We start from the raw sequence: 23,916 nt of genomic DNA, 5'->3' as shown, positions 1-23,916 counted from the left end.
ATAAAGTGAAACTATAGTCAGTGGGGGATCTTCCCCTACTGACTATTAGTTGAACCAATCGGGCTTTTATGGGCATTAGTGGTTTAGTGCATTTTATTCATAAATTCCTATAAACATAACAACATAGCAAGTGGAATATTCACTAAAAGTACATAAGAGATAGCTCTCACATATCTTCACGCTTCATATAATATAGCAACAACAAAAAAGGAGTGGTTGAAAATGAAACAAACTTACAACTACCACGATACAAAGAAGTATTTAGAAGAAAAGAAACAACAACTATGCAACAAACTTAGTAGTATTCATCTATCTAAAAAAGAGCGTGAACAATTAAACCTTGAGATTGATAACTATGAATATATTTTAGACTTAGTCGAAATGAATCATTATGAACGGGGATTTTCTCGTTAGAAGTAGATATAGGATGTATCCACTTCTTATTTTGAGCATTTTATTACGCATTTTTCGTAAGTAAATATATAATAGGATGTACATTAAGATTGAGAGGTATATTCTATGATCAAATTAAGTGTATTAGACCAATCACCTATTTCAGATGGTAGTACAGCAGCCCAAGCTTTTTCTCATACAGTTACACTTGCACAAGAAGTTGAAAAACTAGGATTCACACGTTTTTGGGTATCTGAGCATCATAATTCCGTCAGCCTTGCTGGTTCAAGTCCTGAAATACTTATTTCTCATATTGCAGCAAAAACGGATCGTATGAGAGTTGGTTCAGGTGGTGTTATGTTACCGCATTATAGCCCGTATAAAGTTGCCGAGAATTTCCGCGTTTTAGAAGCTCTTTATCCAAATCGTATTGACCTTGGTGTCGGCAGAGCACCTGGTGGTATGCCAATTGCAACTCGCGCACTACAAGAAGGAAAAATGGTCTCACTTGATCAATATCCAGAACAAATTGCAGATGTTGCAATGTACTTACATGATCAAGTACCAGAAAACCATCATTATGCAAATTTAAAGGCTACTCCTGTCATTCCAACATCTCCTGAGATGTGGTTACTCGGTTCTAGTGGAGAAAGTGCTATGATTGCTGCAAAACAAGGTGCTTCTTTTGCATTCGCACAGTTCATTAACGGATACGGTGGCCATGAAGTAATGAAAGCTTATCAAGAACAATTCCAACCTTCCTATTTAGGAGATAAACCAAAATCAATCGTCTCTATTTTTGTTATTTGCGGGGAAACAAATGAAGAGGCAGAAAAAATTGCTTCTAGTTTAGATTTGTCAATCTTATTACTAGAGCAAGGAAAGCGTACAACTGGTACTCCTTCTATCGAAACTGCACAAAATTATTCATACAGCGCTTATGATTTATTCCGTATAAAAGAAAATCGTCAACGTATGATCGTCGGTGATCCATATTCTGTGAAAGAACAAATCATAAACTTAAGTAAAGCATACAATACTGATGAATTTATGATTGTCACAATTACTCATCGATTTGAAGATAAATTGAATTCTTATCGCTTACTAGCAAATGCCTTTCATTTATAATGATAAAAGGGAGATCCATCAATTATGATGCATCTCCCTTTCTTACTACTTATTACTTTTGTCGTTTATATATGCAATAGCTTCTTTTAATAACTCATCAAAATCTTCAGGATAATCATGGTTTAAATTAGGCACAACTTTATACTTATGTTCTATATTTTTATCTCTTAATAATTGTACAAATTGTTGCGTACATTCAAAACAATCTTCATCTTGGTCCCCGCACACTATATATCCCTTTATATTTTTATCGTGTAGCACTCCCAACAACTCATTCCATTCTTCAATCTCTGGAAGCCACGGCGCTACAAAAATAAAACCATCTACATCTATATCTTTTTGTAAAATCGTATACAAAGCTACTCTTGCTCCAGCAGAAAAACCACCCATTATTAAACTTTCTACTGTATGATTTTCTGTAAACGTAACGTAATGCTCTTTTAATTCCTCTTTCCCTCTATGTATATCATCCCAAACAAATCCATCTGAAAACTGAATTTGCGAAGATTGTGGTAAAGCCAACGTATAATCTTGATCCAAAACAGATTTCCAATATGGTTCTACTATTCCTATATTTTCTTGATCTCCGTGCATTGCAATAAATAATTTCTCTTTTTTCTTACCTTCAATACATTTCACGTCTGCTCGTTCTGTTTTCTTTGCTAATTCTTCTCTTTCTTTACATAATTGAACCATTTTATGAAACTCTTCAAATTTATGGAGTGGTTTTAAATCATCGTCCGAAATTAAATACTCATTTCCGTACCAAAATCCATTGTCTATAATAGCTTCCTTCATTAGATGTAACGCTTCTTCTTCAAGTCCTGCTGCACTCGCTAGTGCATATTTAAAGTTATATATTTGCGCTTCATTCCCAACTACACCTTTCGCATGCTCCATTATATAAGTGTACGCTTCCGAACTCCCTTTATTTGCGTAACAATGTAACGTTTCATTTAATAATTGAATGTAAGTCGTACTATTTTTCATACCCCTATTCCCCCGTAACCTTTTATCATATTTATCTTTCAAACCTTTGTACCATTCTGTAATCACTGTATATAGCTCACGCAAACAATACTTAATCATTACACTTCTTCGTCCAATAAGCTTATTATAAAATTGAATAGACTGAAAAATCAATATTTTTATAAACAAAAAAAGACAACAATATATTTATTGTTGTTCTCAATACATCTACCCACTCTTTTGTTTTTTCCTGTCCGGTTTACTTGAAACTAAATAATGTTTTTCTGAAATATATAAGTCTCTTTTTAATATACGCTTTAAATATGGCCCTAATTTTATCCCGCATATAAGACGCTCTTCACTACCTTCAACAAGTGGAAACATTTCTTTTTCTGTTACGTATTGATCTACTGCTTTTTGTACGGTATCAATTTCTTTAACTAGGTTTAGATTTTCTTCTGTATGTTCAAATACCTCAAGCGTTTCCTTCGTAATAAGAAAACTATTTGTTGGAAATGCAAGTAAATACGGCTTTAACAAATCATAATTTACTGTATAATCATCATTTACTAATACTGTATAAACGATATTAGCATTCGTTTCTAGAAACTTAGCCATCGCTTGTTCTAATTCATCCTTCGTAATTTCACGCTCTTCTTTTCCAGTTCTGAAAAAGCGAAACATAGCATCGCCTCCTTTTTACTATATTATAGCATAAAAGAAAACTGAAAAATTACAAAAAAAGTCATTGAAAGAATTTTTCGATGACTTTTTTCTTTATATACTTATATTTATTTTAAGAACGCGCTTAACATCCATACATGTTGTTCTAATGTTGTATGAATCGCTAACAACATGTCCGCTGATGTTTCATCGCCAGCTTCACCAGCAACTTCCATACCTTCTTTTAATTCTTGAATAAGTGCAGAGTAATCATTCACTAATGTTTGCACCATTTCTTCTGCAGATTCCTTGCTTGTCCCTTCATTCACACTAGATGTTGCAAGATATTCTTTCATTGTCGCTAGCGGTTTACCTTCCAACGCTAAAATACGTTCTGCTAATTCATCAATATTTGTTCCAGCTTCATTGTAAAACTCTTCAAATTTCTCATGTAATGTAAAGAAGTGTGGTCCTGTCACATACCAGTGATAATTATGTAATTTCACATATAACACATTCCAGTTTGCTACCTGCTTGTTTAATACTTCAACAACATTTGTTTTCGTACTCATACAATCCACTCCTCTTATCATTTCATAATGTTTATCTTTTAATAACCTAGTTACATGTTACCATACATTTCCTATACTTTCGAACGATTAGCCCATATGTAACAAAGTTTTAACACCTTTAATACTTCCCTAATATCTTGTAATTCATGTATGTTTTCAAACACTTCATACGTCTAATTGTCCAAGCTCATACATATGCATAATAGTAAATCAAGCTCATCGTAGTAGAAAGAGGGATAACATGGACAATCAACAATGGCAAGTAGCAAAGAAAGTCGCTGCTACTTATATTGGAACAGTCGTTGGAGCTGGATTTGCTACTGGACGAGAAATTGTTGAATTTTTTACAGTGAACGGATTTTATGGAACAATTGGCATATGTGTAAGTGGATTTTTTTTTATTTGGCTTGGCACAAAGATGATGTTACTCTCATCACAAATCGGTGCATTTTCAGCGCAAGAGTTTAACAAATACTTATTTGGGGATGTAGTTGGAAATGTTGTAAATACACTATTATTACTCGTATTATTTGGTGTAACAAGCGTTATGTTATCAGGAGCTGGAGCGGTATTTGAAGAGCAACTTCGTTTACCAAGACAACTCGGTATTTTCATTACAGTGATTGCCTGTCTCATTATAGGTAGTCGCGGATTACAAGGGGTTTTTGAAGTTAATACACTTGTCGTACCTATTATGATGATTTTTATTATCGGACTTGCTATTACAACTTTTTTTCACGGTACAACTCCTCTTAGTAGCACTATTCCTGCAGAAAGCTGGAATATGAAGTGGATTACTAGTCCTATCACGTATGTCGCCTTAAATCTTTCGCTCGCCCAAAGCGTTCTCGTCCCGTTAGCCAGTGAAGTAAAAGATCGAAAGGCCATTTTATGGGGCGGTATTTTAGGTGGTGCAGGACTATCTTTAATTTTATTATGTAGCCATTTAGCTATCTTATCAGTCGATCAATTTTATCAATATAATATCCCAATGGCTGAAGTCATAAGAAAATTCAATGCAACTTTTCACTTTTTCTTTGTTCTTATCATTTTCGGTGAAGTGTTCACAACTTTAGTTGGCAATGTGTTCGGAATGACAAAACAAATACAATCCATCACCGGTTGGAAAAGTAACAATATTATTTTCTTTATTTTACTAATTAGTTATTGCTTTAGTTACATTGGTTACAGTGAATTACTCCACATTCTATATCCTATAATTGGATGGGTTAGCATCATTTTACTTCCAATTATTGCTTTTAAACAACTTCAAAAAACATAAAAGAAGCATCCATGTTATTGGATGCTTCTTTTATGTTCATTCACAATCATCACATACTTCCCAGTATGGCCCCATTTCGAGTGCTAAATATGGCTTTAATTGCAAGCGAATCATCCGACTAGGCATACGTTCTAAAACGAATTGAATCCCTTCTTCCTCTTCGTCTAATTCCACTTTTGAAATCGCAATTCTTTGCATAGTAGAAATAGGCATTTCATCTTTATATAAAGTGATTTTCACCTCATCATATTCATTAAAATACAACTCAACACTCATTTGATTTTTCAACATTTCATCAACAATTTCATATTTATCATTTCGTTCCTGGATTATATATTTCCAGCCGCCTCTACCTTCTTCTTTCGGAACAGCTTGAAATAATGTCATCAAATCCTCGTATAGCATAAGATAACCCCTCTCTTACTAAAAAACGATGAGTATTTTATATACCCTTTATCTCTATCACTATCCATATGTATTGTACCATATATCGCCGTTATTACCGTATTCATTTGCTTCATAACTGTATGTAAAATACCTGATTCTCTTCATTATTATATGAATTATCTCTGATTTCATTTCTTACTATTCTTCTAAAATTTTCAAATCATATCAAACTTAATGAAATTGCTTTCTTTGTCCATCCTCCACTTATTATTTCCTTGCAACAACAAAAAAGAAGAGTGACTTATAACACTCTCCTTAAAAGAATTTGCCAGTAGCTGCTAACGCTAATACTAATATTAAAATTGTAAATAATAATGATACAATGAAACTAAAAATAGGTAATGCTTTCTTTTCATTCTGCTTAAAGAGTAACTTTAAACTAAGAAAGATGTTTACTGGTACAAGTATAAAATAAAAATATTTAACAATTTGCACCGAACTATTCGAAAGTGTTTTTAAAATAAACACTTCAATTAGAAAAACAATAAAAAATGAAATACTTAACCAAAATGAGACATAACTAAGCCAAGAATGTCTTTTGGTACCCCAATAAACTCCCATAGTAATCTCCTTTATTTGCATTCTATATGATTATAATTATACACAAAGTTAACAAATACCTCTATTTTTCGACAAATATTATACAAAATATACCTTTAAATATTATAAAGATACTCTCTATCTCATTTAATATTACATAATAAAAACAGACTACTCCAATAGCACACTGCCATTTTGGAGATAGTCTGTCCTCTGTTAAACTTTAAATCTTTCAATTAACCCTTGTAACTCTTCAGCCATTTGAGATAATGTACCAGCCGCCGAACTAATCTCCTCAATGGACGCTAGTTGTTCTTCTGCTGATGCTGCAACGTTTTGAGTACTCGTCGCATTATTCTGTGCTGTCATTGCAATTTGACCTACTGAAATAGACACTTCATTTGCACCTTTCGACATCCCATTAGCCGTTTCAACCATCGTTTTAATTTGATCTGCAATTTCATTTGTAGATTGTAAAATCTCAGTAAAGTTTTGCTTCGTCTCATTCGCAATAACAAGTCCAGATTGAACTTCTTCATTTACATGACCCATAGATTTTACCGTCTTACTCATGTCATCTTGTATTTCACATATTAATTTACTAATTTCACTAGAAGATACGCTAGACTTCTCTGCCAATTTACGTACTTCATCTGCAACGATTGCAAATCCTCTTCCATGCTCTCCTGCTCTTGCAGCTTCAATTGCTGCATTTAAAGCTAGAAGATTTGTTTGATCTGCAATATTTTGAATTACTTCTAGTATGTCACCAATTTGTTTTGATTTATTATTTAATAACTGTATAACTTCATCTGATTGCGATACAGATTCTGCAATAGACTGCATTTGATTTACTGTTTTTCCAACTAGTTTTCCACCATCTTCTGCTTTTTCACGAGTATGAGCAGAAGCAGTACTAATTGATGATGAACTATTTGCTACATGCTGAATTCCTTCTGTTACATCAAATAGTAACATTGCACCATTTTCTACACTTGTCGTTTGCGTCGTTGCCCCGCTCGATATTTCATCCATGGCCATTGTAATTTGCTCAGTCGCTTCACTCGCTTGTCTTACACTTGCTGTTAGCTCTTCTGATGCTGCTGCAACATGTCCAGCCGAAGTATTAATTCTTCCAATTAACGTTCGCAATGCATCAGTCATCTCATTGAATCCTTTTGCAAGTTGGCCAATTTCATCATTAGAATGAATTTCGATTGTTTGCGTTAAATCTCCCTCACTTATTTCTTTAGACGTGTTAACTAATCTTTTTAATGGCTTCGTTATAGAAAGTGTCACAAAATAAATAAGTGCTCCGCCTATAACTAATGAAATGATCATTACAATTAACATATTATAAAATACAGGTTGCGCAGCTTCAATTACTTCATTGGAATACATCGTCCCACCGATTTTCCAACCTGTTTTTACATTTGTAGCAAATACCATTTGCTTTTCGCTACCGTCATACGTATATGAAAAAGCACCATGATTATCTTCATAAATTTTCTTCGCCCAAGAATCAGCTGCTTTTTCTCCTGATTTTTCTTGAGGATGTGCAATTATTTTTTGTTTTCCATCTAAGATGAAAGCATACCCTTTTTTACCGATATTGATTAACTTTGTTGTTTTTAATAAATTATCTAAACTTAAATCTACTGCTACAACACCGTTTTTATCTTCTGTTTGTTTTGCAATCGTTACGACAATATGTCCATTTCCTTGTGCCTTATACGGCTCAGTAATTACAATACCACCTTGTTTTGCCACTGCATCTTTATACCAAGAACGTTCTGTTGGATTGTAGTCTGCTGCCATTTGTATATTTGGTTCTTGCACAAATTTCTTATCATTCCCAGCGACGTATACTTGTTCAACATCTTTATTCAAATTGATATATTGAGATAACATTTTTCTTAATTCATCTTGATTATCCCCTTGATACATATTACCTTGAATCACCCGTGCAAAATTATTCACATCATTAAATTTTGCATCAATCATTTGATTGATTAAATTATCTAATATTTTTATATTGTCGTGAGCACTGCTCGTAATTTGTGATTCAAAATTCTTTTTAGCCGTTTGATAAGACATGCCCCCGATAATAGAGACAGCCGCAATTAAAATGACAAAAAATGAAATTAGTAGTTTTTTTGCTACTTTCATATCACGAAACCAATTTAATAGTCTACCCATTACAAACCTCCTGCTTTTCAATTTCACAAGTTAAATCTAGTGAATTATAAATATTTCCCATTCCCAAATTATTATTTTCATAACCTATTATGATGAATACTTTGTAAAGTTTAAACAATTAATTTCCCTTTGTCCATATATATGAATAATATTATTATAAAATTTACAAAAGCAAAAAACCAAAGGGAACCACCCTTTGGCTTTTTACATTTTTTTATGCTGCTTAGAAAGTTTTTTCCACTTATCACGCTCTGCTCTTGCAAGAACAGCATCTTGTTTTCTCATAAAATACGCCAGTTCTTTTTGTAGTTTTTTATAGCTTTGCAAACGATTTATCGTAATAATTCCGTTATCAATTGCATGATGCACTGCGCATCCTGGCTCATTTTCATGCTTACAGTCCCTAAAACGGCACGTTTTTGCTAATTCTTCAATATCAGAAAATGTTGTTTGAATTGCATCGCTACCTTCCCAAAGTTGCAGTTCCCTCATACCCGGAGTATCAATAACTAAACTACCACTCGGTAATCGGAACAATTCACGATGAGTTGTCGTATGCCTTCCTTTACTATCTTCCTCACGAATATCTCCCGTTTTTGCTACTTCAATTCCTATAAGTGCATTTAGCAAAGTCGATTTTCCAACCCCGGATGATCCGACTAGAGCAATTGTTTTCCCAGAAGAAACAAATTGCTGCAACGAATCAATGCCAGTATGTTCTAAACTATCAACGATGAAGATCGGAACACCCATTGCCACGGCTTCCGTTTCTACAATTTTCTGTTCCGCATCTTCACATAAACTACTCTTCGTTAAAACAATAACAGGCATTGCACCACTTTCATACGCTAATAGTAAATAACGTTCCATTCTTCTTACGTTAAAATCATGATTAAGTGCATTCACTAAAAATAGATAATCTACATTTGCTGCTATTACTTGTTCTTCCGTTCGAGTACCAGCCTCTTGTCTAGAAAAAGAACTTCTTCTCGGAAAAATACGATGAATAATTGCTTTCTTTTCATTCTCTATTTTCTTTATATATACCCAATCGCCAACCGCTGGATAATCTCCCTTCGTTACTGCTTCATGTCGAAACTTTCCAGACAGCTCTGCCATATATTCACCATCATTACAAATAATTCGATATATATGCTTATGCTCAAGTAAAATACGTCCTACTTCAAAGTTCTCTACAGCTTGTTCCTCAAAAAAAGTATCCCAGCCGAACGATTCTAAAATATTTTGATTCAAATTGATATCCTCCCTAGTTTAAGCTAAGCGGAAGGATCGTGCGCTAACTTATACAGTCTCGCCCTTTCCATCCACCTTTGTATTTGGTTTATTATTTATATAAGTTATTTTCGCCATAATACATCACCCCGTTCTCATTTTAATTACTCTCATTATATGGAATATTGATTTAAAAAGCTACTTTATTTAACGTAATTTTCAAATAATTTATTTTTCATCATTCTAATTTGCCCACGGTGATTAATCTCATCTTCTAGCACATGAAACCACAGATAGTGCTGGTTATACGCTACATCGTTAGGCCACTTTCTTTCTGACATAAGCCATTCATCATCTTGTTCAATCAAATACTTCAGAGATTCTTCTCGAACACTTTGCAGAAGTTGTACATAATACTGTATTTCATGACCATGGATTGTTCTCCCTGCTTCCCCTAAATACAGTGCGTCTTCCCATATTTCTAATTCTTTTTTTGTAAAGTCGCGCTCTTGAAATGAAATAAGTTGATGAGCTTTTTCTATAGCTGCTATATGTTTTAATAACGCACCGATGGAATTTCCTCCACTCGGCATAATTAAATCTAATTGCTCAACTGATAGATCTTTTATTTCCTGTAATGTTACAGCCCTCGTATGCTCCAGCATGCTTACTAATTCCCCTATATTTTTTGTATAACCATCTACACTTCTTATTCGATAATCTATATTCATCTCACGCGCCCCTTTCTACATTCATATTAAGGAATAACCTCTTCATATAATAGACTAAAATATATCAGATTTTTCTGTTATAATTAAATTGAATATAAAAAAAACCCAAACAAACTTTCTCAATATGCTTATATGAAATATTAAAAGGAATCAATATAAAATAATCGAATCTTATTCACTAAAAGGAGTGGATTCGATGGAAATGTATCAATGGCTAACTGCTGTTCTCGTTGGTGGCATTACTGGTTTCGTTTCCCATCTTATCAATAACCAAGGCAAGTTATTGCTTCCACGCCGTTTGAAAACTTTTTTTCACTTTGGGTTTTTGACTGATATTTTCACTGGTAGTCTAGCTGCACTGCTTGGACTCGTTCTATTCGATGTTACCTTAATAAAAGAAATTATAAAAGTATCCATTGTGACTGCTATTTCTGGTCAGACTTTCTTACTACAACAAGCGCTTGGTGGTGAGCAAGCTAAAAATACACAAATTAGGAAAGCTGATGAGAAGATTCAAGAAATTGACAAATTATTACGACGTTAGTGTATACTTTCTTTAAAAATTATTGCTATAATAAACAATAAATATTTTTTATTGCGTCGTTTGTCAGAAGAAAGGGTGTTTCGTATGACAAAAAAGAAAATAGAAGATTTCTTAACAAACACTGAAAAAGAGGAACTGCTAGAAAACTATAAATGTTTACGAGAAGCCCGCACAAAAAGCGAAGCTAATTATTTTGGTGAAGCAGTAGACCATCTATTAAATAAAGCAAAACAACGAATTATTAAAGATGCAGGCATACATGATGAAAATGCAGCAACAGTTCAATCAAAGAGAAAAGCACTGTTTTAGTTCATTAGCTAAAACAGTGCTTTTTATTACGGTATTTTTCACATTACTTTCACATCTATTTCACAAATATAAGTAGTCCGATATGCTAAACTAAGTATATCCTTTTCCAAGGAACTATATGCCGATATATAAATCCCTATCTTTATAGGGATTTTTTATTTTTGAATTCCTCATAACTTTGTTACAATACATTTCTCCTACTATTTCTATAATTTTAGTAACTACTTGTAATTAAAAGCACATTCATGTATTCACACTCTTATTAATTCTGATTTGCGAAATATTTATACAGGCTTTATGATGCAATTCCTGTTTCACTATTTTCAGTAAGTTTTTCACTTTTTCTAAACAAAAATAAAGCTCCTATATATAGTAACGCAGTAAAACTACCTATAAGTATAAAATTGTGAGATGCTGCAAATAACATTCCTGCCACAAAAAATAAAACAAAGAATAATAGCTCCACAAATACAATGTTCTTTACATGAGGAAGTACTACATATAGCACTGCTGTAAATATAATTCCACCATAGAAAGAAAGGTTATAACCAATTTTATTTACGATTCTTGGGCCAAAAATATTCCCTGTTAAATTTCCTAACCCTAATACAAGCATAGCTGTTCCTATTTCATGAACTTGTAAACCAAATTGAATGGAAAGCCATACACCAAAAAATGAAAACGCAGCAAAATTACCAGTTTGAAAAACAAAATATGCAAAATAAGAAAGTGAAACCTTTGAATCTGTAAGTAATTGTTTATAGCGCTTTAAGATGTTTGTTTTACTTCCACCTATATGAACCGGTTGTATTTCTGGTAATACTACATAGATAAGAACGACAAGTAGTGCTGATAATATACCAATGACGAAGAATGGTGTTGTATAGTGTATCATTGCCAAATACGATCCAACTGGCAGCCCTAAAATTTGAGAGATTGCTAACCCTGCTGTTGCAATTCCAATTGCCTTTACAATTTGCTCCTTCTCTATAAGGAGCGGAATAGATGCCCACACTTGTGGAGATACAAAGGCTGCACCTACACCTGCTAAAAATCTAAATGCTAGCATCCATAGAAAACTCGGTGCCATTCCACATAAAAACGTACTTAACGCAAAAAAACTCATTCCTATTACCATCACTTTTTTTCTATTTAAGCCATCTGATATAGGACCAGCAATAAGTGCAAATCCAGCGTATCCTAAAGCATATGAGCTCACCATCCACCCTGACAGCTCAGTTGAAACATGATACACCTGTTGTAATGTCGGTAAAAGTGGTGAAATTAAGAAAGTATCTGTACCTATCATAAACATGATCGTAAAGAATACAGCTAGTACTCTTTTCATTTTAATCTTCTCCTTTTATACAAAAAGAGGGAATTATCCCTCTTCTCAACTAATCTTCTAAAATAGATTCAATTACTTTCATAACCTTTTCATTCAATGAAACTTCCAACGCTCTTACACTTTCTCTTATTTGCTCCGCTCGTTTCCCACCAGGAATAACAGTATCAATTCCTTTTTGGTTTAATAGCCACACTAAAGCTAAATGCGATACTTCAAGATTCATTTCTTTAGCTAAGCCTTTTAACTTTTCAACTTTTTTAAAGTTACTCTTATATGTATTTTCTTCAAATAGATTTACACTTTGACGCCAATCTCCTTCGTTCAGTTTAAAATCTGCTGTATATTTTCCGCCTAGTATCCCAAAGGCAAGAGGCCCGTATGGGATAAATGAAATACCTGATTCTATACAATATGGCAAAAGTTCTTCCCCAGCAGCACGATCCAACATATTATACGGTGATTGTACAACATCTATTTGTCCGTGCTGATTTGCTTCTTGTAATTGCTCTACGTTTACGTTGGATATTCCAATTGAACGAATTTTTCCTTCTTCTTTTAGACGAGTAAGCTCTCCAATTGAATCTATGTAACTTGTTTCTGGATTTGTAAAATGTAAATAATATAAATCAATATAATCAGTTTGTAATCTTCTTAAGCTATTTTCCACAGCATTTCTTAAATAGCTTCGTTCATTATTAATATAAACCTCTCCATTTAATAACGGCTGTATTCCACCTTTTGTAGCAATTACAACTTCATGGCGTTTTCCTTTCAATACTTCTCCTACCAATTCCTCTGATCTACCGAAACCGTATGAATCCGCTGTATCAAAAAATGTAATCCCTTGCTGGATAGCTTCTTCTATTAATCGTTTTCCTTCTTCCTCATTCACATCAGCATATAAATTATGCCCCCCTACAGCGTTTGTTCCTAACCCCAACCTTGAAATATGTAGTCCTGCCTTTTGTAATTTTGTATACTTCATTTTTTCTCCCCCTATATTTCTATTATTCGAATATATTCGAACAATAGAAATATACCACTTTATATGTTATAGTGCAAACTATATGAACTTATACAAGTAGGTGAAAAAAATGCGTACTCTCTATCATCCAAACCGAGAAGAAATTCAATTCTCTTCTGTCTTATACGCACTTAGCGATCAAATTCGTTTACAAATTGTAACTATGCTACTAGAGAAAAATGAACAATCTTGTGGCGCGTTAAACATTCCAATTGCGAAATCAACTTTATCTCACCATTTCAAGGTTTTACGTGAATCCGGTGTTATGTATACACGCCTTGAAGGAACACAGCGCTTCATTTCAATTCGTGAAGATGACTTACATGCTAGGTTTCCCGGTTTATTAGACGTCGTATTACATGCGACAGAACCATCCTAAAAAACATCTCATATGAATATGGGATGTTTTTTTATTTTTTCTATTCTTTTTATAAAGTGAAACTTTACTCAGTGTGGATTTTGTTCTTCACCCACTAGAAATATAAACGCTTCATTCTTTTTTACTTTATTTTTGTACTGGATCCTTTGGACACTTTAATTATTTGATTACATTTTATACACATCATTAATATAGGGCCACCTATCTGTTTCAATTCCTGTAGTTGCTTATGCTCACATTTCCCCATATTATTACCTCCCTTATCATATAATTAGGTCATTTGGTAATTATTATAACTACTAAGTCCATTCTTAATTTAAGGTCTGAATAAAACGTTTAAACGCCGATATTCCTTCGTCATCTCGTTTAAAAACACCAGCATCTTCAAGCGCCTGTATAAATTTCCTTCCCACTTCTTCTCTTATAATCTCCTGTACATTTTGTTCATGTATCCGATTGTCATATTTGATTTTTAATTGTTCTGCCCATCGTATATGAGGCGTTGGAATATCACTTGGAATGTTAAGTAAGAATTTTTCCACTTCCTGAAGTTCTGTTTTTAAACGCGCAGGTAGTACAGCTAACCCCATTACTTCAATCAGACCGATATTTTCTTTTTTAATATGTTGTATTTCCGCATGAGGGTGAAAAATACCTAGCGGATGTTCTTCACTTGTACGATTGTTTCGCAAAACAAGGTCCAATTCGTACATACCATTCCGATAACGGGCAATCGGCGTAATCGAATGATGTGGAACATCATTCGTAAATGCAAATATTTTAACGGATGGATCACTATATCCCTTCCACCTCTCTAATATGTAATCCCCTGCATTTACTATTTGTTCTATGTCGTTACTTCTTAAGCGAATAACTGACATAGGCCATTTAATAATAGAACATTGCATTTCTGGAAAGTTAGTGAGTTCAAAAATGAAGTCATTTGATGAATTTGCCATAGCAAATTCATAACTACCACCTTGATAGTGGTCATGTGTTAGAATAGATCCTCCTACAATTGGCAAATCTGCATTCGAACCAAGGAAATAATGCGGGAATTTTTCTACAAATTTTAACAAACGTAAAAAGGTTTGACGGTCAATTTTCATATCACGGTGTTCTGAAGACAATACAATGCAGTGTTCATTGAAGTAAATATACGGTGAATACTGTAGAAACCAGCTTTCATCTGTAAGATTCATACGAATGATACGATGATTCGAGCGTGCTGGATGTCCAATTCTGCCTCTATATCCTTCATTCTCAATACAGAGTAAACATTTTGGATAATTTGTACTTTCCAATACTCTCTCTCTAGCAATTTGTTTCGGGTCTTTTTCCGGTTTTGATAAATTAATTGTAATATCAATGGGTCCATATTCCGTATGTACTTTATAATTTATATTTTTGGCAATTTGCTTCATCTGAATATAGTTGCTGTTTTTACTTAATTCATAGAAGTAATTTGTTGCAGCCTTCGGATTTTGTTCGTATTTTTCATAAAATAGAGAATTGATAATGGACGGTTTGGACATAAAAACATCCATAATTGAACTTACTAAAATCTCTTTCTCGTCCATTACTTCCTCAATGACTTTATGCATACAAGCATATTCAATTAACTCTTCCAATAACTCCGAAATTGCTTTCTTTGCGGGCGCGGGCGCTGACGCTTCCACTACAAAGTCATCTAAACGAAGTAAAGAAAGAATTTTATTCCTTGTATATATTTCATCTTCTTGTTCAATTAATTGAACTTCAATAGCCCGATCAATTAACTGCTGGATAGCTTGATATATCATCAGTATATACCTCCTTTAACCTTATAGCGGTTTATGTTGTTACGATGCCAGTTTTATATACCTTTTATCATTTTATGAACAGACGTATGGGATAACCACTATTCTAATATACATTTTGCTTTCTCCGAAGGAGCTATTAGCATACTTGAATCGCCCGTTTAGTAAGCTATTTTGTTACATTATACGTACGTAAAAACACTTCTACAATCAACATCTTGTCGTATTTTTTAGACATCTTGCTTTTCACTTTTAACATCTCACTAAAAACATAAAAAGGAACATTTTTGAAGAACGATTTAATGAACACAATGAGGCCTATCTCCCCTGAGATAGGCCTCTAATTTACGATATTACACTAGGCATAAAACTCCCTTTATCTTAACTCGAGATTTTTATCTCTGTGCCTCTCTCCCCTGTAGTCACCTTTTTTCAATACGTAAATTATCTAAAATAAACGTACCTGCTCCTGTATCACCGTTTAAATTCGTTCCATCACTGAAAATTCCAACATAAGTTTGACCGTTCTCAGAACCTGTCACAGTAAACTCTGCTGTTTTTGTGTCAGTAGATGCAGTAAGAGTGTTATTCACACTCAATCCCTTTGCACTCGCAATGTCTCGAACATCAATTTCTTGATCCCCTGAAATAAAGCGGAATGCATTTGCTGTTGTTTGGTAGTCAAATGATACTTTATAAGTTACGCCTGGTTCGAAACGATAATTTTGAGGAATCGTACGGTACAGCAAACCTTTATTTCCAGTGTTCACTTTAACGGACCAATTCCCACCTAATACATCATCGACTAGTTTTTTACCTGCCCATCCTTTTTGCGTATATGGAGCATGCAGTTCAGACAGATGAATTCTGTTGTCTTCTACTCCTTCTGTGTTACCGATAACGAATGGGTAAATACCTTGTACTACCGATTCAAAATCTTGTTTAAATTCCGTTGGTGAGACATAATTTTTTAAGGATTTTTGAACAATCCGAATATCATCAAATTTTGTGTTTCCTTTTCCAGCATCACGGCTGAGAGTTAATTTAGCTTTATTCGTTTCAGCTGTAAAGCTCACTTGCATGATTTGCATTTTGCTATTGTATCCATCATTTGAAGCATGTGAATCTGCCTTAACATAGTTCTTTTGCAGGCTGCGAAGTGTGTAATTGTTAACGTCTTCTTTCCCACCTGTTACTGTAATTCCGGCCTTTACATCACTATTGTTTTCAACATATACCTCTGCTACATAATCTTTACCTGGTTCCAAACCAGTAAGGACACGGGAAACAGTTGTATCTTTTGACGGACTATCAATATTTAAGTAGTAATCTCCACTACTTACATTGCGGTTGCTTCCAGTTTGATTCGTTCTAACGGCGCTTATAGCTTTGTTATCCCCCTCAATAGTTGTATATGCACTTACTTTTCCTGTATTGAATCCCGCGTCATATATATGAGCACCCTTGCTCCAATCATAGTCAATGATTTCCAAACCTTTATCTCTTTTTGGTACAACAACATAAGGAGTTGCCGCACTAGCTGTCAAAGTTACCTTATTATTTACGACCTTAACTTCTTTCATATCTGCTCTACCACGATCTGTCAGTTTGTATACATATACACTAGATGCACCTTTATATTCATCTGGAAGTGTCCAAGTAGTTGTACCACCTTCCAAATTCCAGTGATATAGTTTTTCAGAATTAAAAGTTGGATTTTTAAAATCTTGTTTCACCCAAGGAATTAAATAAGTGTGTCCATCAAGTACAACGTTTCCATTCAGTGTAATAACACGTTCCCTAGAATTGTCTTTTCTAGTTACATTGACAACATCTCCATTACTTGGGTCTTTCAATTTTATTTCCTTTTCTAAGTTTGTCTTGCTTTTATCCCCTTCTACAGCTGTCCAATTCGTTACATAATATTTTTGTAAGAACTTAGTAGGTAAATTCGTATCAAATGTCATGCGAATAAAATTATCAAAATTCTTATCAGATTGCCATCCTTCGAAACCAGCTAATTCAAATCCACCAAGTAACGGATAATCAGCAGTTCCTCCTACTTCAGGCCAATTCAACACCCAAGAATCTCTTTGGTGATTGCTAATAAAGCGTAGTACTTCTGAGTTGATACCTTTACTTTCCGGTCCACCATAGTTTTTATCGGTAGCCCAGTGTTGCCACGTTGAATTATTGGCCATAGAACCACCAAATTCCGTTGTTAGTCTCCAGCCCCTATCTTTAAATTGATCTGCTATTCTATTTGATTCCCATTGATTTTGATACCATACATCTAAATAAATAAAGTCAAGGTTTGGAACAGCAGTTTTCAATTCATCTAGTCTTTTCGCACGTGCTCCAGTATACAAGTCTTTTAATTTATTAATTGTATAAGATTGATCTAGCCATCCCCATCCTAAAGAATTTGGACGATCAATAAAATCATTGTTGAAAGCTTTCGCTTCAGGATAAACTTCTTGTGCATTGATATGGACACCAAATTGAGTATTATACTTACGCCCCTCTTTAATAAGAGTATCCAAATCTTTAACGCCACCCATACGCTCACCTACATTACCGTAATCCGGATGACCACTGTCATGCCCTTCGTTTGCATATCCTTTTAATAAAACAGCCTGCCCCAATTCATCTGTAGCAAGAGCAACCTTTTTAATATTATCTGCTGTTTTTAAGAATGGTTGTTGTGCTTGTGATCCGAAATTCATTGCAATTCGCATTCCAACATTATTGTTTACATCTTGATATCCTTTAATGTCTTGCATAATATCACGATATGCAATCGCCGCATCCTGCCAATCTGTCTTATTATCAGTATTCAAATCTTTAGCGATAGCTATTTTAATAGTTGGTTTATTTTTTTGTGGTTCTGGCATAAAATCTCTTTGGTAATAGAGTGCACTAGAACCTATCCCCATTGCTTTAGCACCATTTTTATTTACATATCGATTTGCAACTAAGTTTTTATAGCCATCCACTTCTGAACTAGACCATACACCCGCACTCAATTCGTCAGTTGACAAAAATGCAGTATAATTTTTAGTAGATGTGCCTATTTCCCCCATAGAAGAATCTACGCTTACATCCACATCTCCTGATTTCCTAACATCAGTACTAATATTCGTTAATTTAGCTTTTGCACCTTTTTGCTCCGAATTTACTGAGATTACGTTCATATCAGCAAACTCAACTGTTTCAATTTTTGCACTACCATTATTTTCAATCTCATCGAAGCTATAAATAACTTTATTATCATTTACTTTCAAAGATACTTTAAATACAGCATCAAGATTTTTCATTTCATCCACAACTTTTAATGTATATAGCGCTTCACTATCGCTTAACTTTTCAAAGCTTACTTTAGGATAGTATAGTGCACCATTTACTTTCAATCCGTAAACAGGTGATTCTTGTCCATTCATTACTTTATCGCCAACTTTGTATTTCACAACTCGCGGGAATACTTGGTCAATAGTAACATCCATATACTTTGACTTTAATGTATCTTCTACTGGTGGAGTATCTGGAGGCTTTGGCGCACTATATTCCTTGATTTTGATATTAGAAATCATAGTTTCGGCAGCACCTCGGCTTTTTTCAAACCCAAGTCCCCCCGCTTGATCTACACCACCTGTTAAAGTCCAAGAATCTACCTTTTTACCATCAATGTATAACGTTGCAACATCGTCCATGAATACTAAACGTAAATGGTATGTTTGTTTTGCTTGTAACGGCACATTTGAAGTCATCGACGTCCAATTGTTGATAGGACCAAATGTTTCACCAAAATACTGATCGTTCGTATCCCCTGTTCCCACATATGTGTATGCAGATGCATTTTGAACACGATAGATTAATCCAAAGCGATTCATCTTATCAGTATTAGTAGTTACATCAGCTTCAAAAACACCATTTTTAATCGCTTTCATTTGGTTATAGACAATTCGATTCTTTTGGGTAGATGTAACACCGAAAGTTGCTGAACCATCTGCATTATAAGTAACTTTTCCGTCGCCTGAGATAATTTTAAAGTCGCCTTCTTCTAATTTATTATCCGTAATGTCGACAAGTTTTTCATCTCCTGGATCCGTGCCTCCATCACCAGATGCAGCTCCTAATTCGATGAGAACTTGACTTTTTTTATCTCCAAAAGCACCGAGTTTAACTGCTTCCTTACCTGTAAGGAGGTTATTTACATCATTAGGTAAAGTAACCGGTCCAAATAAATCCTTTCCATCTAATGTAATGTTCATAGTGGTTGCATTATAATCGATTTTTATGGAGTGTGAGGTCCCAACCTCTGGAAGTGCAACATTCGGTCTCGTTTTTAACCAATCACCTTTTCCTTGATATTTGTATTCATAGAACCATCCAAGTGAGTCGTAGCCTACAAAAACGAAGTTATTATTGTCAATATAATGAGGATAGAAACCAAATCTAGTATCTTCTCCACTGGTTTCTGGAGTAAAGGTATACGCCATCGTTCCCGATTCTTTAGCGATTTTATTTTGTTCTTGAAAAATTGCAGCTTTAGCCCCGTTATCGTTTCCAGCACCTGCTCCAAGCCTTACATAGGACTTCCCATTTTGTTCTATTATTGCATTGATTTCGTTTCCTCCTGATGAAATTGTGACCCACGGATTAGATACATTTGCCCCTACATGTAATGGTACAATCATACTAACTAAAAATGTCGGCACAATTAGCACAAGTGCAAGAAGGGTATTAAAAGCTCTCTTGAAATGCTTACTCTCCAATTCTTCTCCCCCTTTAAAATTTAAATTCTAGTTAAAAACAATACCTGCACATTCCTTTTTAAAACATACTAAAACCTGAAAGGTACCGCTTTCACTTATGTTTAGAATAGTTTTTTTCATGTGCCCACTCAATAAAGATATTGTTTCTTTTTTTAGTTATATTGTCTTTTTAAAATGCTTACAAAATAAGGATATTGTTACCTTTTCAAGTATGTTTTTTACTGAATTTTACTACGTTCAATCGATTGGTTTTTATACGATAATTAGTATTACGGTTCTTCTCTCTCCTTTTAGTCATGATTACTGCTCCCTTAACTGTTCTGAGCGTTTACTCTAGAATTTGTGGTCATACTGGACACAACTAAAAAAATGAGCAGACGAATGTCTACTCATTTTTCTTCATTCCATTTAAAAACAGAAGAAAAGATATTATACTAACTTTGAAGCTCAGCTGTTACTTTTACTTTAGCAAACCATGAGTTAGCTGTCTCTCTCAATACGAGATTCAGTTCTTCAGTATTCCTTCTACCAATATCTTTTAACCAATCACGCCCTGCTGGCTCACCGCCTATAGCAAACGGCATAACACCGTCTTTCCAAGTTGCCCGACCACATAACACTCCGTTAAAGGTAGAGCCAGAGTCTTTAGCAAATTTTAATGTTTCTTGAAATAATTTTGCGCTTACTCCTGCACTCAGGAAAATAAATGGCAGCTTAGTTGCTTCACTTTGTTCTTTGAAATAGGAAGCAGCTTTTTCTTTACTATAAACAAATTCACCTTCTGTATATCCTTCTACATAGTTCATATCTACTGGAACTTCTACTTTTAATACATCTACTTTATATTGCGTTTTTGAGAACTCCTTCATGGCCTCAATCACTTTATACGGTTTTATTTTTGCGTATGCTTTACTTTTCACATCATCACTGTCAGCATCATACGTAACAATCTCTAAGAAAAATGGTATGTCTTCAGCTGCACACTCAGATCCGATACGTTCCATATAGACATGTTTATAGTTATTAATTTTTTCATCTTCATTGACATCATAGTAGAGTAAAAATTTAATAGCATCTGCACCTGCTTCTTTTAATCGTTTCACTGACCATTCTGGTAATAAATCCGGCAATCGGCCTACTTCTGATGCATCGTATCCAGTTTTTTCATACGCTACGATTAAGCCCGATTCTTTATCGCGGACCTTAGCCGCCGGCAGACCGTATTCAGGGTCCAAAAGAATCGCTGTAGCAAATGGTGTTAATTCCTCAGAAACTAATTCTTTGAAACGGATAATGCCTTCATCTCCAACATGACTTGCACCGCCAGACGCAATCATTTTTTTCAATGAACCACGTTGGTCAATAGCCAATGCTCCAATTATGCCATTTTCAGCAGATAAACGTTTTAGAGCTTCCAATTTATTTTTGGTTAGTTCTAACATCAACATTCTCCTCTTTCAATCTATTTTTCCAACTTTAATGAGATCAAAGTAATGTTTAAACTTATTCACATTAATATGGCCCGTTCCAGCTTCCATCGTATTTAACATTCCAGTAGTCATCGCTGTTTTAAGAACGCTCTCGACCTTTTAGTTTTGATGTAGTGCCACAGCTAATCCTGCAACTGTTGCATCACCAGACCCTACAGGATTGACCACTTCTATTTTCGGGATCGTAACTCTGTAATAGTCCTCGCCGTGCTTAACAAATGCACCCTCACTACCCATTGACATGATAATCCACTCAATCCCAGTAAATAGTTCATGGTTTAATACTTGCTTTAGATTTACCGCGTCCATGTTAATGCCTAACAGCTGAGATAATTCCGCTTTATTCGGTTTGATTGCGAATGGTTTTTCTTTATGAAGCATCGCTTGTTTCAAAGATTCCCCTGACGAATCCATAATTACTGGAATTCTATGTTTATGACAGATTTCTAACATTTGATAATAATAGTTAGTCGGTAACCCTTTCGGTAAACTGCCCGAAATTGTCACAAGTGAAGCTGTTGTAAGTAGAAATTCAAACTTTTCTAAAAAACTAAGCCCTTCTTCTTTGGATAATGTTGGTCCAGATTCTAAAATCTCTGTTTGCATCCCTTCATGAAGAATGGCAATACAATTTCTTGATTCTTTTTTGATTTTCAAAAAGTCATTTGGAATATTGACTTTATTTAATTCTTGAATAATGTATTCCCCAATCGTACCACCAAGCACACCTGTCGCTAGGACACCTTCTTCCATTTGAGCGATCACTCGCGCAACATTCAAGCCTTTTCCACCAGCAGTTTTATGAACCGCTTCCACACGGTTAACAAAATCTAACTTTAATTCATGAATCGGATAGGAAATATCGACCGATGGATTCATGGTGACAGATAGTATCATTGGTAATCCCTCTTTCAGAAATTTGTTTAAGCTTGAAAACGGCATACACCGTCAAGATAGGTAGCAGTTACATCCATCTCTGGCGTCATCACAATAAAATCAGCATCATATCCCTCGGCAATTTTTCCGCATTCGCCCTCAAGCTGCATACTTTTAGCTGGTGCCGTACTCGCCATATAAATCGCTTCCTCAGGTGTGGCAATTCCCCATTCGACGACATTCTTGACAGCATCTTTTAATTGTAAAATGCTACCTGCTAAACTTCCGCTTTCCAAACGAGCCATCCCCTCTTTTACTTTCACAGGAAATTCTCCCAGTTGATAAGTTCCTTCAGGCATACCCCCAGCCATCATACAATCGGACACCATTACAACCTTTTCTCTGCCGCGGACATTCATCAAAATATTTGAGGCCACCGGATGTACATGATGTCCATCACATATAATTTCGGCAAAAACACCTTTTAAATTCATGGCCGCTCCGACCATCCCTGGCTCACGATGATGCAATGGACTCATTCCATTGAAAGTATGAATAAAAATGGAAGCTCCTTTTTCTACCGCTTGCTTTGCTTCTTCATACGTTGCGTCACTGTGAGCCAACGCCACTGCAATCCCTTCCCCTACAGCATATTCAATACATTCCGCTGCCCCTTTCCTTTCAGGTGCAATCGCGATTTTTTTAATAACGTTATTTGATAATTCCTGCCAACCTTTCAACATTTCAACTGATGGGTCACAAAAATATTTCGTGTTTTGTGCTCCTTTATGTTTTTCAGTAAAAAACGGTCCTTCTAAAAAGATCCCTTTAATTTTTGCGCCTTGCACTTTCTTGTAATTGGCACCAATCATTTCAACGACGTTATTTAACGATTCTATTGAGGATGTTAAAGTTGTCGGTAAAAAGGATGTAACGCCGCAAGAAAGGAGTCCTACCGAAATTTGGTTCAGTCCCCCAAAACTATTGTCCATAATGTCATGATTTCTAAATCCATGAATATGTGTGTCTACTAGGCCAGGAGCAATCCAATTTCCTCTATACTCAATAATTTCCGCCGTTTCCTCTGGCCTGGCTTCTGAAAAAACACCGAATTTTCCGTCTTTTACTTCTAAAAATCCAGGACCCGTAACCATCTCCTCAAGAAAAAACTTATCTGCAAAGATAAAAATAGACATGTATGTTTCCCCTATCCTA

The 23,916-nt window shown here is 34.8% G+C and carries 20 protein-coding genes and 2 pseudogenes; 6 read left to right on the top strand and 16 right to left on the bottom strand.

Going from position 1 to position 23,916, the window contains the following annotated elements:
- Positions 1-222 precede the first annotated feature (222 nt).
- Together PDL00_RS07930 and PDL00_RS07925 are read left to right on the top strand one after the other, a co-directional pair.
- Positions 223-414 carry a DUF3896 family protein gene (locus PDL00_RS07930; protein WP_270728245.1) on the top strand — a complete coding sequence of 64 codons (192 nt, stop codon included), beginning with the start codon at positions 223-225 and terminating at the stop codon, positions 412-414.
- Between the two features lie 105 nt (positions 415-519).
- Positions 520-1,521: an LLM class flavin-dependent oxidoreductase gene (locus tag PDL00_RS07925; protein ID WP_270728242.1), complete on the top strand. Its 1,002-nt coding sequence runs from the start codon at positions 520-522 to the stop codon at positions 1,519-1,521.
- Positions 1,522-1,566: 45 nt separating this feature from the next.
- Here the strand turns inward: PDL00_RS07925 and PDL00_RS07920 are convergent, their stop codons facing one another.
- The 3 genes from PDL00_RS07920 to PDL00_RS07910 form a co-directional block, all read right to left on the bottom strand.
- On the bottom strand, positions 1,567-2,511 hold the full coding sequence (locus PDL00_RS07920) for an alpha/beta hydrolase (protein WP_270728239.1): 945 nt from the start codon (positions 2,509-2,511) through the stop codon (positions 1,567-1,569).
- A 207-nt stretch (positions 2,512-2,718) separates the two neighbouring features.
- On the bottom strand, positions 2,719-3,174 hold the full coding sequence (locus PDL00_RS07915) for a DUF3939 domain-containing protein (protein WP_242256140.1): 456 nt from the start codon (positions 3,172-3,174) through the stop codon (positions 2,719-2,721).
- Positions 3,175-3,281: 107 nt separating this feature from the next.
- Complete coding sequence (locus PDL00_RS07910; protein ID WP_000105194.1) at positions 3,282-3,725, bottom strand: Dps family protein; 444 nt, start codon at positions 3,723-3,725, stop codon at positions 3,282-3,284.
- 241 nt (positions 3,726-3,966) lie between these two features.
- Between PDL00_RS07910 and PDL00_RS07905 the strand changes: the two genes are divergently transcribed.
- Entirely contained in the window at positions 3,967-5,007 is a 1,041-nt protein-coding gene (locus PDL00_RS07905) for a YkvI family membrane protein (protein ID WP_270728235.1), read from the top strand.
- A 36-nt stretch (positions 5,008-5,043) separates the two neighbouring features.
- Here the strand turns inward: PDL00_RS07905 and PDL00_RS07900 are convergent, their stop codons facing one another.
- From PDL00_RS07900 to PDL00_RS07880, 5 genes are all read right to left on the bottom strand, one after another.
- On the bottom strand, positions 5,044-5,412 hold the full coding sequence (locus tag PDL00_RS07900) for a DUF3979 family protein (RefSeq protein ID WP_270728233.1): 369 nt from the start codon (positions 5,410-5,412) through the stop codon (positions 5,044-5,046).
- A 297-nt stretch (positions 5,413-5,709) separates the two neighbouring features.
- Entirely contained in the window at positions 5,710-6,015 is a 306-nt protein-coding gene (locus tag PDL00_RS07895) for a hypothetical protein (protein ID WP_242256136.1), read from the bottom strand.
- Between the two features lie 195 nt (positions 6,016-6,210).
- Positions 6,211-8,193 carry a methyl-accepting chemotaxis protein gene (locus tag PDL00_RS07890; RefSeq protein WP_242256134.1) on the bottom strand — a complete coding sequence of 661 codons (1,983 nt, stop codon included), beginning with the start codon at positions 8,191-8,193 and terminating at the stop codon, positions 6,211-6,213.
- Positions 8,194-8,397: 204 nt separating this feature from the next.
- Positions 8,398-9,447 (bottom strand): ribosome small subunit-dependent GTPase A, encoded by a 1,050-nt coding sequence (rsgA, locus tag PDL00_RS07885; protein WP_270728228.1) that lies wholly within the window; start codon positions 9,445-9,447, stop codon positions 8,398-8,400.
- A 182-nt stretch (positions 9,448-9,629) separates the two neighbouring features.
- Positions 9,630-10,157: a DinB family protein gene (locus PDL00_RS07880; RefSeq protein ID WP_242256130.1), complete on the bottom strand. Its 528-nt coding sequence runs from the start codon at positions 10,155-10,157 to the stop codon at positions 9,630-9,632.
- 196 nt (positions 10,158-10,353) lie between these two features.
- Here PDL00_RS07880 and PDL00_RS07875 point away from each other — a divergent pair, with 196 nt between their 5' ends.
- Entirely contained in the window at positions 10,354-10,701 is a 348-nt protein-coding gene (locus tag PDL00_RS07875; RefSeq protein ID WP_270728223.1) for a DUF4257 domain-containing protein, read from the top strand.
- A gap of 84 nt (positions 10,702-10,785) precedes the next feature.
- A complete protein-coding gene (locus tag PDL00_RS07870) occupies positions 10,786-11,010 on the top strand; it encodes a hypothetical protein (protein WP_000162604.1) in 225 nt (74 codons plus the stop codon).
- A 38-nt stretch (positions 11,011-11,048) separates the two neighbouring features.
- Here the strand turns inward: PDL00_RS07870 and PDL00_RS34730 are convergent.
- The 3 genes and pseudogenes from PDL00_RS34730 to PDL00_RS07860 all read right to left on the bottom strand — a co-directional run bounded on the left by PDL00_RS34730 (position 11,049) and on the right by PDL00_RS07860 (position 13,343).
- A pseudogene (locus tag PDL00_RS34730) lies at positions 11,049-11,257 on the bottom strand (hypothetical protein).
- A 48-nt stretch (positions 11,258-11,305) separates the two neighbouring features.
- Entirely contained in the window at positions 11,306-12,358 is a 1,053-nt protein-coding gene (locus tag PDL00_RS07865) for an MFS transporter (protein ID WP_270728217.1), read from the bottom strand.
- A 49-nt stretch (positions 12,359-12,407) separates the two neighbouring features.
- On the bottom strand, positions 12,408-13,343 hold the full coding sequence (locus PDL00_RS07860; RefSeq protein WP_270728215.1) for an aldo/keto reductase: 936 nt from the start codon (positions 13,341-13,343) through the stop codon (positions 12,408-12,410).
- Positions 13,344-13,452: 109 nt separating this feature from the next.
- Between PDL00_RS07860 and PDL00_RS07855 the strand changes: the two genes are divergently transcribed.
- Positions 13,453-13,761, top strand: coding sequence for an ArsR/SmtB family transcription factor (locus PDL00_RS07855; protein ID WP_270728212.1), 309 nt, complete (start codon positions 13,453-13,455; stop codon positions 13,759-13,761).
- A gap of 311 nt (positions 13,762-14,072) precedes the next feature.
- Here PDL00_RS07855 and galT read toward each other — a convergent pair whose 3' ends face one another.
- The 5 genes and pseudogenes from galT to nagA all read right to left on the bottom strand — a co-directional run bounded on the left by galT (position 14,073) and on the right by nagA (position 23,897).
- Positions 14,073-15,563 (bottom strand): UDP-glucose--hexose-1-phosphate uridylyltransferase, encoded by a 1,491-nt coding sequence (gene galT / locus PDL00_RS07850; RefSeq protein ID WP_270728209.1) that lies wholly within the window; start codon positions 15,561-15,563, stop codon positions 14,073-14,075.
- Positions 15,564-15,982: 419 nt separating this feature from the next.
- Positions 15,983-20,335 carry an endo-alpha-N-acetylgalactosaminidase family protein gene (locus tag PDL00_RS07845; RefSeq protein WP_270728206.1) on the bottom strand — a complete coding sequence of 1,451 codons (4,353 nt, stop codon included), beginning with the start codon at positions 20,333-20,335 and terminating at the stop codon, positions 15,983-15,985.
- A 434-nt stretch (positions 20,336-20,769) separates the two neighbouring features.
- The gene (gene lacD / locus PDL00_RS07840) at positions 20,770-21,777 is read right to left on the bottom strand and encodes a tagatose-bisphosphate aldolase (protein ID WP_270728204.1); all 1,008 of its coding nucleotides are present in this window, start codon (positions 21,775-21,777) and stop codon (positions 20,770-20,772) included.
- 15 nt (positions 21,778-21,792) lie between these two features.
- Positions 21,793-22,722 (bottom strand): annotated as a pseudogene (lacC, locus tag PDL00_RS07835) (tagatose-6-phosphate kinase).
- A gap of 26 nt (positions 22,723-22,748) precedes the next feature.
- On the bottom strand, positions 22,749-23,897 hold the full coding sequence (gene nagA, locus PDL00_RS07830) for an N-acetylglucosamine-6-phosphate deacetylase (RefSeq protein WP_242254379.1): 1,149 nt from the start codon (positions 23,895-23,897) through the stop codon (positions 22,749-22,751).
- Between the last annotated feature and the right edge of the window lie 19 nt (positions 23,898-23,916).

Source organism: Bacillus cereus group sp. TH152-1LC (genome assembly GCF_027710505.1).
Taxonomy (GTDB): domain Bacteria; phylum Bacillota; class Bacilli; order Bacillales; family Bacillaceae_G; genus Bacillus_A; species Bacillus_A mobilis.
Note: the sequence above shows the minus strand (reverse complement) of the source record. Positions and strands in the feature narration are given on the sequence as shown.

Coding starts and splice junctions, on each gene's coding strand:
- PDL00_RS07930 (WP_270728245.1), top strand. CDS start 223: ATGAAACAAACTTACAACTACCACGATACAAAGAAGTATTTAGAAGAA.
- PDL00_RS07925 (WP_270728242.1), top strand. CDS start 520: ATGATCAAATTAAGTGTATTAGACCAATCACCTATTTCAGATGGTAGT.
- PDL00_RS07920 (WP_270728239.1), bottom strand. CDS start 2,511: ATGAAAAATAGTACGACTTACATTCAATTATTAAATGAAACGTTACAT.
- PDL00_RS07915 (WP_242256140.1), bottom strand. CDS start 3,174: ATGTTTCGCTTTTTCAGAACTGGAAAAGAAGAGCGTGAAATTACGAAG.
- PDL00_RS07910 (WP_000105194.1), bottom strand. CDS start 3,725: ATGAGTACGAAAACAAATGTTGTTGAAGTATTAAACAAGCAGGTAGCA.
- PDL00_RS07905 (WP_270728235.1), top strand. CDS start 3,967: ATGGACAATCAACAATGGCAAGTAGCAAAGAAAGTCGCTGCTACTTAT.
- PDL00_RS07900 (WP_270728233.1), bottom strand. CDS start 5,412: ATGCTATACGAGGATTTGATGACATTATTTCAAGCTGTTCCGAAAGAA.
- PDL00_RS07895 (WP_242256136.1), bottom strand. CDS start 6,015: ATGGGAGTTTATTGGGGTACCAAAAGACATTCTTGGCTTAGTTATGTC.
- PDL00_RS07890 (WP_242256134.1), bottom strand. CDS start 8,193: ATGGGTAGACTATTAAATTGGTTTCGTGATATGAAAGTAGCAAAAAAA.
- PDL00_RS07880 (WP_242256130.1), bottom strand. CDS start 10,157: ATGAATATAGATTATCGAATAAGAAGTGTAGATGGTTATACAAAAAAT.
- PDL00_RS07875 (WP_270728223.1), top strand. CDS start 10,354: ATGGAAATGTATCAATGGCTAACTGCTGTTCTCGTTGGTGGCATTACT.
- PDL00_RS07870 (WP_000162604.1), top strand. CDS start 10,786: ATGACAAAAAAGAAAATAGAAGATTTCTTAACAAACACTGAAAAAGAG.
- PDL00_RS07865 (WP_270728217.1), bottom strand. CDS start 12,358: ATGAAAAGAGTACTAGCTGTATTCTTTACGATCATGTTTATGATAGGT.
- PDL00_RS07860 (WP_270728215.1), bottom strand. CDS start 13,343: ATGAAGTATACAAAATTACAAAAGGCAGGACTACATATTTCAAGGTTG.
- PDL00_RS07855 (WP_270728212.1), top strand. CDS start 13,453: ATGCGTACTCTCTATCATCCAAACCGAGAAGAAATTCAATTCTCTTCT.
- galT (WP_270728209.1), bottom strand. CDS start 15,563: ATGATATATCAAGCTATCCAGCAGTTAATTGATCGGGCTATTGAAGTT.
- lacD (WP_270728204.1), bottom strand. CDS start 21,777: ATGTTAGAACTAACCAAAAATAAATTGGAAGCTCTAAAACGTTTATCT.
- nagA (WP_242254379.1), bottom strand. CDS start 23,897: ATGTCTATTTTTATCTTTGCAGATAAGTTTTTTCTTGAGGAGATGGTT.